The organism is Bacteroidales bacterium (assembly GCA_016707785.1).
GTDB lineage: Bacteria > Bacteroidota > Bacteroidia > Bacteroidales > UBA4417 > UBA4417.
The window spans coordinates 18,526-27,945 of sequence record JADJGZ010000039.1 but is presented as its reverse complement, the minus strand read 5'-3'; the positions used below and the strand labels follow the sequence as shown (position 1 = coordinate 27,945).

Annotated in this window: 6 protein-coding genes; all 6 read right to left on the bottom strand. The window is 37.3% G+C overall.

From position 1 onward, the window contains the following. Positions 1-197 precede the first annotated feature (197 nt). Positions 198-2,261, bottom strand: a complete 2,064-nt coding sequence (locus IPH84_16790) for a DUF3857 domain-containing protein (protein ID MBK7174839.1) — start codon at positions 2,259-2,261, stop codon at positions 198-200. Between the two features lie 171 nt (positions 2,262-2,432). Further along, the gene (locus tag IPH84_16785; GenBank protein ID MBK7174838.1) at positions 2,433-3,311 is read right to left on the bottom strand and encodes an alpha/beta hydrolase; all 879 of its coding nucleotides are present in this window, start codon (positions 3,309-3,311) and stop codon (positions 2,433-2,435) included. Between the two features lie 204 nt (positions 3,312-3,515). Next, positions 3,516-4,055, bottom strand: coding sequence for a hypothetical protein (locus tag IPH84_16780; protein ID MBK7174837.1), 540 nt, complete (start codon positions 4,053-4,055; stop codon positions 3,516-3,518). Positions 4,056-4,213: 158 nt separating this feature from the next. Beyond that, positions 4,214-4,855 (bottom strand): energy transducer TonB, encoded by a 642-nt coding sequence (locus IPH84_16775; protein ID MBK7174836.1) that lies wholly within the window; start codon positions 4,853-4,855, stop codon positions 4,214-4,216. A gap of 358 nt (positions 4,856-5,213) precedes the next feature. Next, on the bottom strand, positions 5,214-8,675 hold the full coding sequence (locus IPH84_16770) for a gliding motility-associated C-terminal domain-containing protein (protein ID MBK7174835.1): 3,462 nt from the start codon (positions 8,673-8,675) through the stop codon (positions 5,214-5,216). 59 nt (positions 8,676-8,734) lie between these two features. Beyond that, positions 8,735-9,172: a hypothetical protein gene (locus tag IPH84_16765; GenBank protein MBK7174834.1), complete on the bottom strand. Its 438-nt coding sequence runs from the start codon at positions 9,170-9,172 to the stop codon at positions 8,735-8,737. Positions 9,173-9,420 lie beyond the last annotated feature (248 nt).

Genomic DNA, 9,420 nt, shown 5'->3' with positions numbered 1-9,420 from the left:
TGAAACAGTAATTGCATAATGTTCATCAGTGATACATTTTCCTTTTGCACCATTCTTATACGATGTATTATAAAACCGAATAACAGCATCTGCATGATTTGTCAAAGAATCTGCAATTGAACCCACATTATAAATATTCTGCCCGAATATTGTATGTGCAATACATATTAATACCAGTAAAATGAAAATTTGTTTATTCATTGCGCTTTTCTAAGTACAATCAATTCTTTTTGTTTATCAACTATCATCTGATAAAATGCTTTCAATCCCTGGTATTCTTCAGGCAGGAAAAGTGTTTTACTCATAGAAAACATAACAGAGAGAGTTAATTTATCATCAAACTGGTCAATATTGTAGTAATACTTCATCTTTCCGTCAGGTGTGCGAGCCCTTAATGGTTTGGGGACTTCTGAAATTGCAAGGTTCCCAGGTATGCGTATTGAATAAATCTGCTGTATTGTAACAGGATAGTTAAATTCAAACTGATACTCAAGTATTTCAAGTTTAAAAGGATTTTCTGAAATAAATGGCTGATATACAGGTGAAAAAAATACAATATCATGGGATTGCTCAGCATAATTTCTCTGCGTAAAGTTTAATGACATTCGCATATCATCCTGAATAGTATCAATGCCCAACACCTCAATTTCATGTATTCTGTAACCATTGGTTTGTTTTTCAAGCGAAGATTTATATTCGTCCAGGTTATTGTGCTTCTTAATCTCTTTCTTTATCAAATATGCCGCATAATCTTTTAATATCACCTGATTTGTGCCTCTTAATTCAAAATCATCAGTGATTTCCACCTCATAGCTTTCAATCATTGAATACGGTTTGTAATCCATGAGAGATATCCAGTCACCATTCGAATTGTTAATAATTCTGCCTTTGTCGTTAAGGCAACGAACAGGCAACAGGCCTATTTCGGAGGCTGGGTCTGTTGCATCCATTAACAGTGTGTCATTCTCAACCTTCACCATCGCAATAACATAATTAAACCTGCTGATTGAAGGATGAGCCGGATGTATGACGCCATTTTCCTGTGTACTTAGTATTACAGGGAAGGCATTAAAACCAAGTCCCCTGAGCAATATTATCAGGTTTAAGTTAATATCAGCACAGTTACCATTTCCTTCTTTATATGCCTTGCTTAATGTTGTCGTAGGGTATATATTTTTATATCCGTTCCATGCCAATTTGTTTTTAATCAGACTAAATGCGCTGTTTAAAAGAATAATCTCTTCTTGTTTTAGTTGTTTGAGCGCCTCCGCATCCTGCTTAATATGTGAAGTTCTGTTAATTTCTAATCCAAACCGGTCATCATCAAGTAAATTTTGATTTATATCCTCCCAGCTAGTTGTATAATACTTCATTTTTGCTTCAGGGAACCTTGTGTATTGCAACTCAAACTCAAACTTACTTAAATAGTTTTCTTCAGATCTTAAATGTTCTTCAATAGGGAAAGCAGGAATTTCTTTAGCATAAAAATGATATATGTCTTCGTAATATTCATACAAATTGGTATATGTTTGTTCTTTAACTGCAGTACCTTCCGCCTTTTGATGATAAGTTATAGAAATTTTTTTATGCTTTCTGTCGTATTCCCTTTGAATAGGAAAATACCCCTTTTGAGTTTGATTAAAATTATAATACTCAGGTATACTAACATGATATTCACTCTGTAAAACAGGAATCATAGACTGAAAGTACCATTCCCTTAGATTAAAATAAAAATCCGATTTAATGGTATATTCAATCTCTATTATTGAACCTTCACGGACAGAGGGCATTGCAAATTTTTCTGTAATCCAGTATTTATTTGTTTCTTCAGTATAAGTATCTTTCTTTTCCAGCTTGGTTTTTACGATTTTATTGTTCTCCAGATTATATGTGCAAGCTTTTAGATTTAGTATTTTTTCTTTATCACCATCCCGGTATAAAGGTATTTCAATATCGGCCCAGGAGAAGCCCTGGTTATCAATCACTTTTATTCTGTAATGTCTTGTGAAATATAATTGAAATCCTTTACGGCTGCTATTTACATCATCTGAGCTTATTTTGGTATCAGCATATTGAAAATATGAATTCCCAAAATCAAAAATATAATAAGCATGAGCATTAGAATCAATAGGACAAATTTTATTTTTTAGTTCATCCATAGATATATCCCCGAATTTTTCGGCAGGGTTTTGAGAATAAGAATTAGTAAATACGTTTGCAAACACTACTATAAGAATAATTCCCAGTTTTTCTATTTTCATTGCTTAATAATTAAATTCTTTTTATTCATCATACTAATACCATCGTAGCTTGCATGAAACTGTGTGGTATACAGGGAAAGTCTGTACAACTTAAAACAATCACATTAAGAATCCAAAAAGCGCCTTAACATATTATCCCATTATGCTTTAAAACCAGGTGTTAACCGTTTACTACAGACTTTTCAAAACCTTTTCCAGAATCAAATTAAATTCAGCCGGTTTTTCTATCATTGGATAATGTCCTGTTGACGGGATTGTTTCAACCTGAAAATTTTCGTTACAATGATTTTTCAGCCCTATATCATTGGTTGGAAAGCTGTCACTATTAATTAAATACAATCTATAATCAAGCTGTTCCAATCTTTGAGCATCGCCAAAAGCATATTGCATCTGGTTCATAAAAGTTCCATAGCCAATAACAGGATCCGCATTTGCAAAATCAGTTTTCACCCTGTCTTTCACTTCCTTTGAAGTTGTTGGGTGAAATAGCATCATATCAGCATAAACTGGCGCAGAATTTTTAAAGTCGTTTTGCAGCATTGGGAAGAAGTCGGTCATTTGTTTCATCTGTTCCGGAGTAAATGAAACATCAATAAATTTAAAATTATCAATACCAACAATCCCGGCTATTTTGGAATTGTTGCCAAGTGCCGTTTGCAGCATTATTTCACCAGCCATTGAATGTGCTACGATAACAACATTTTTGAGATTCATTGCATCAATGAATGCTATAACATCATTGGCATATTCCTCAACTGTCCAGTTGGTTCTTTCGGCTTTGGAACTGCCAAAACCCGGCAAGTCAATGGCAAAAACATTGTAATTTTTGGAAAAATATTCCAGCTGGTTTTCCCAATAAGATCCATTGATACACCAGCCATGTAAAAACAGAACGGCTGTGTCGCCTTGTCCTTGCTGAAAATAACTGATTTCAACCTGCCTGTCCCGGATTGTGATTTGCTTAGCTTTCATTCTTTCCAGTGTTTGAGCCTTGTTTACATTTGACAAAAGTAAAGCAATGACGATAAATAAAACTGCGTTTTTATTCATTAATGTACGAGTTTGAAATAAAGATAAACAGCTCACAGGAAATCACTTTGTCAGGAGGCTTTGGCTTGTTTGACATAAGTCAAAATGGTTTGCAGCTACCAGCAGTTGGGGGCATCTTGCACTACTTTTCAAAAATATCGCTGAACTTCCTTCCGGCACAAATCTTCAATAAACCGCAGAACCGGCAATTGCTGGTAGGTGAAGTTAACTGACGCTTTCGATATCCACAATACGGTCAACGGATAGAAGCAGTTCACCCTGGCTATCAAATTTAGCATTTTGAATACTCCTGTTTTCGATTGTGTAGTTAATGGTTGCAACTTGAAATATGTGGCCGTTTTCAAAGGAAAATATGACTTCATTAAGAATGTATTGCTTCGCTCCTGCAGGCATCAATTCACTATCAAGGTTTTGGTACCAGTTCCATTTTGCTTTCAAAGAGGCCACCTTTGATCCCAAAAGCTGTTGACCAAGAGGAAGGTCACTAGAATCTACCTGGTAATAATCAAGATCTGCCAGCAATGATTTAATTGAATTTGTACTGACATCAAATAATTCCTGTTCGGCATTCCAGGCAATTACTACAAGGCCTTCTTCGAATATTAATTCGATTCCTCCATCGATCACTGCCAAGTTATCGGGATTGAACACGAAATAGTCATCATTTACATTATAGAAATTCATCGAGGTAAGGGTTCGACCTATAAATGACTGTTCTAACTCTTCAATATTTTCGAATGCCATAATTGATTTCCTTTTAGAATTTTGATTACGAATAATTGTCAACAACAATATATACAAAACTCCACCCTCCCCATTTCATCTACTTTTAACATATCCAGATATGCCTGCTTTATTAAATAATTACTCTATCATTCACTGACCGCACCTGGCCAGGCTTTTTAACGGCTATAGCTGTTAATACGAATTGGCAGATTAAATAGAACATTTACTTTATTTCCATCTTGTTGACCTGCATTCCATTTTGGCATGTTGCTTACTAGCTTTATAGCTTTCTCATCCAATTCTTTATTAATTCCTTCAATTATTTTAATTTCAGATATACTCCCATCTTTCATAACTACAAAGTTTACTAAGATTACTCCTTTTACAGAACCGGTATTCCATTGATTAACACGCTTATAAATATAGTTATGTAATTGTTCGTTGCCACCCGGGAACTGAGGACTTATTTCAAAATCAAAGTGTTTAATTTGATTGCCATTCTCGTCAAAGCATTTTCCTGATATAAACTTGTTATTCTCATAAATATCGGATCTTTTAATATTTCCGTTACTCCAATATGTTATTAAAGAACCATCTAAGTCTTTTGCTTTCATTTGGACAGATGAAATAGGCTGGCCAGATTTATAAAACACATTATTCGTCTGTCTGCCGTTGTTTTTTTTAATTACTACATTATATGTATAAGCGGAATCCCAACAAAAAGTCTTGATTCCTTTGCTATCAAAATAAGTTGTGTCTTGAGCCCGGGCTTGTATAACATAACTCAAAAAAATCATTAGTGTAGGCAGTAATTTCATTTCTTTTCAAATTGAATTATGAACGGTTTCAGGCTGGCGATTGGCTTTCTGGTGGGCCTTGTGCGCTGGCAAAGCCATGATCGCTTAGCCCGGGTTGTGTGCTGCCCTTATTATCGTAACTCAAATTTATTCTTTTTATTGATCTATCAAGTATAGTAAACTCGAAAGTTAGGGCGGGGCGGGCTGGAAGGCTCTTGCCACAAATTAGAATTGTGGGCTGGCCTTGTGCGTTTGTGGCATGTGCCTGAAAGCATAGGGTGGAAAGTAGTTTTGAATACTCAAAGATTAATAATTTCTTCTTTCTAATATTTTCTTTTTGATGACTTATTCTTAAAACGTATTTAATAATCTTGCATTTTTATCGAACTAATGTAACAGTTCCGTTCTTTTTTCTTGATTCCCCGACCGCATTGCTATAACTGATTATAAAAGTATAAACTCCTATCGGCGCAGGACTTCCATCAATGCTGCCATCCCAACCGGTACCCAAATCTTTCGTGGCAAATACCTGTTGTCCCCAGCGGTTGTATATGTACATGGTGAAAGAGCTGATTTTCTCCGGAACCGTTACCGGCCTGAACATGTCATTCTTTCCATCCCCATTGGGTGAGAAGGCATTGGGCATATTAAACGGAGCAAAAGAATAGAACATCATCACCGAATCCATGGCCGCGCATCCTTCAGGTGTTTTCATTGTGACCTTATACCAGCCTTCGGAAGTCACCAGGATAGAATAGCTGCTGTCGCCTGTATTCCAGGCATAGGTATCATATCCCAGCGCAGCCTCCAGGCGTGTTTGTTCATCGAAATATACGGTGTCGTTTGTAAAACCTGACACAGGGGTTGGAATGACCGCGACTTTCGTTGAAGTTGTATCCGCACAATGTAAGGTATCTGTCGTAATGAGTTGGTAAATCCCATCATCTGAAAGGGTTGCTGTTTTAGACAGAATTTCCTGCCCGGTAATGGGTCCGGCAGGTGTCTGCCATTGATATGAAACTGACCCGGATCCACCATTTACTGTTGGCCATACCATGAAAAATTCACCTTCACAAATCTTTTGATCCGGAATATCCAGAATCTCTGGAGGCTTACTTACCAAGACAGTCCCCATAGTATAATCTACATTCAAAGTATCACCTGATGGATTGGTAAAATGACTTACCGATGGACTCACATCCCAGAGCAGAAGAGCATTTCCCGGCAGAATTGAACTAAAAATAAGTTTCAACAGCTCAGAACTATCTGGCAGAGATAAAGGTTGATTTCCTTTCCAAACAGCCTGGATAGTCCCGTTGGCAGGGAAAAGTATTACATCCAGTGAATCGGCTAATTGAGGCAGAGGATTCGGGATGTAACCAATACAGGTCACAAACAATTTCTCATAGTTCAATGAAGCGTTAAATGCCTGGACATTCGTGAAATGATTGACCAGTAAAGGTGCTTTGGCAACATTCCCCAGGCAGGCAGAACCATTCCCTGCAATCGCTGACAAATGAATCCCGGATTCATGACCAACAAGAATTGAAAAAGTAGTATCGCAACCCGCAGGATTGGTGACTTTGATGGTATAATTCCCTGTACTAAGACCCGTAAAGTTACCGTTGGTTATCGGCAACGCTCCGTTTAGAGAATAGGTCAGACCCATTCCGAAGGCATTCACAGTAATTGTTCCGTCAGAAGTGGTGGCCATTTCCGGGGTTGAAGTCACGGAGATAATAATCGGTGCAGAAAGGTCAGAGATCACCAATGAACTGGAATAATAGGAACTGCATCCGCTGGAATCGCTTACCCAACAATAATAGGTGCCTGGTGATAAGGATGTAAATTGCCCGTCAGACCATTGTGAAAGCGTATCGTTTCCTGATTTGATAAAGTATTGAAGCATTTTTCCTAAACCAGAAACGGCTTTTATAAGTAGGGTTCCATCATTGTTCCCGCAATAGGAAGGAGTAGCAGAAGCCGTTTCAATCAGTAAAAAACCTGCATCGCTGATGGCATAAGATTCTATCAGGTTAGTGCAGCCATAACCATCTGTTACGCTTAATTCATAAAGACCCGTTCCCAGGTGATAAATGTCTATTGAGTCACTAAAAGGAATACCAGAAGTCGTCCATTGATAGGAGAATGGAGGTTGACCAATAATTTGTAACCCTGTAATTGCCCCGGTGGTCCCACTGCAGGTAGTTGGAGCAATGTTGAGCAAGGATTCATCCAGGAGAGGAACAGGCCTCTGTGATACCCTTATAGTGTCTGAATTGAAGCAGCCCAACCCGTTTTTTACCCGGACTATGTATGTGCCTGTATCGGTAGCAAGGTAAGTGGGATTGCCGGGCATAATGGCTCCATTCCAGAAGTAGCCTGCAAATCCGCTGCCAGGGGTAAGGGTAACATCTGCACCCAGGCATACCAATGTATCCGGTCCAAGGTTTGGATAGGGTTTAGCCAGCACTTCCACTTTCCGGGAAGTTTCTTCGATGCGGCCATTGGGGTACTTCACATAAGTGTAAACCTCATAAATGCCACCAGTGGAAAAGATGTGTGTAGGGTTATGCGCTGTGCTGGTATTGGCTACTCCTGAACCGGGATCTCCGAAATCCCAGTGGATGCTGTCGGGTTCCGGGATAAACCGGTGACGAAAATAAAATGGAACACCTGCACAGGTTCCACCAGTCCAAACAAAGCGAAACAATTGTTCCTGCATGAAATTGGGGAATCCAGCATCAGCTATAGGGCCTCCAAGATATACTGCTGCAAATTGAAAGTCACAACCAGATCCCCTGACCCAGGGTTTGTTTATAACGCTTAACGAATCTGGAAACATTGCTATTCCTGTTGAATAATCATAACTTCTTGAATAGATTTTCCCATCAGGTGCAAGCTGCATTAAGCCTGCATTTCCTGAAATAATTATTTTAGATAGAAGTAGATTTAATGAATCAGATTGAGTCAAATCATATTGATAAATATGCTGTTGAGGAGGACTGTCTGAATACGGAAAAACACAATACAGCAACTTTGAATCAGGTGAAATTTCCATATCGGCTAATGTCACCCCCAATGAAGATTCTTTCAATGTATATTTAAAAGTTATTGCTCCTGTTTGAGAATTGAAATCACAGATCTCTATATCTTCTGAATTACTTGATGATGAAGTAGTCGCAAATGGACAAAGGAGTAAATGACCATCTGGAGAACATCTCATTGGCCTTGTAATAGCAGTTGTTGTTATATACCTTGTTTGACTAAATATTGGATTTACATCAATCCCTGCACTTGTAAACTTAAATACTGCAAATTTATCATTGTTGAATTTACGCACGATTATCCAGTAATCATTACCATTAGCGTGTTTATAACCGGTTATTACTTCGTTTGCATCACTACCTGCAAGAATTGCAATATCTTTTTGTCCTGTTACTATTCCACCTAAACCACCATCTAATGACAAATCAATTACATTATAATGCAAACCATTGAGATTGCCATATTTACTTCCAACTGTAAAAACATAAAATTTTGTTTGGGAACCTGGCAGTTTCAATATAAGCGCAGGTTGAGAGGCGCTTCCAGAACCGCTCAATCCTGCGCCATTCAACATTACTTGATGATTCTTATTCCAAATAAACTCTCCATTGGTGTAAAAGAGTAAATTGCCGTTTGTGTCACTTATACAGGCTGAACCTCCATTTCCAGCGGTAATTTGACCATTATTTTCAGGTACAGCTACGCCAGAATTGAAATTGAGACCTACATTACTATCGATAAACCAATGATTTGCTGTCTTTTGAGAATAAGATCCAATAGAAATTATTGTCAATAGAAAAATTGAAATTATTTTGAAACAAAGTAATGGTTGAATCATAATCTGTTTAATAATTATTCCAAATGAACCAAAATCCCAGTCGGTGAGTTGTAAGTAGGTAATACATTTATTAATTGATAACAAGTCATTTCAGGTTGATCGTCTGCTTTTCCTAAGCATTCAACATGTCCATCCGTAACCCAATATTTTGCTGCAGAAACGATTACTTTATAAATATTAGTATTTCCATCAGGAGTACAAGCTGTCTGATAAATTGGAACAGATACGGGTACAGTAGTAGGGAAACCTTCAGTGTTGTAATTTACAACCACGGGGGTTATTGCTGGGTTTCCTGTTGTTATATTTAGAATTTCAACCTTTATTCTATATCTTGAATTTGAATTAGCAGACATACAATCGCCCCATAATTTAACAGGAACTGTAGTGAATTGAGCACTTACCGAAAGACAAGCAAGACCAATTAGGCTCAAAGTAATAAATAGATTTTTCATAAAAACTGATTTAATTGTCTATAATAAAAGAAACTAACAGTGAGCAAATCATAACTCTAAGGTGGATGATCGTCTTCTCTCGACTCAAATATAATTACAAATTCAATATAACACTCACTATGGAGTGCATTCCATGGGAGGTCAATAAATTTACTTATATTTATAAAACTCATTAACAGAATACAGTAATCCGAAAATTCAATTTGAAATAATCACTACGAATGTAGTTCAAATAGATGTGAAAAGCA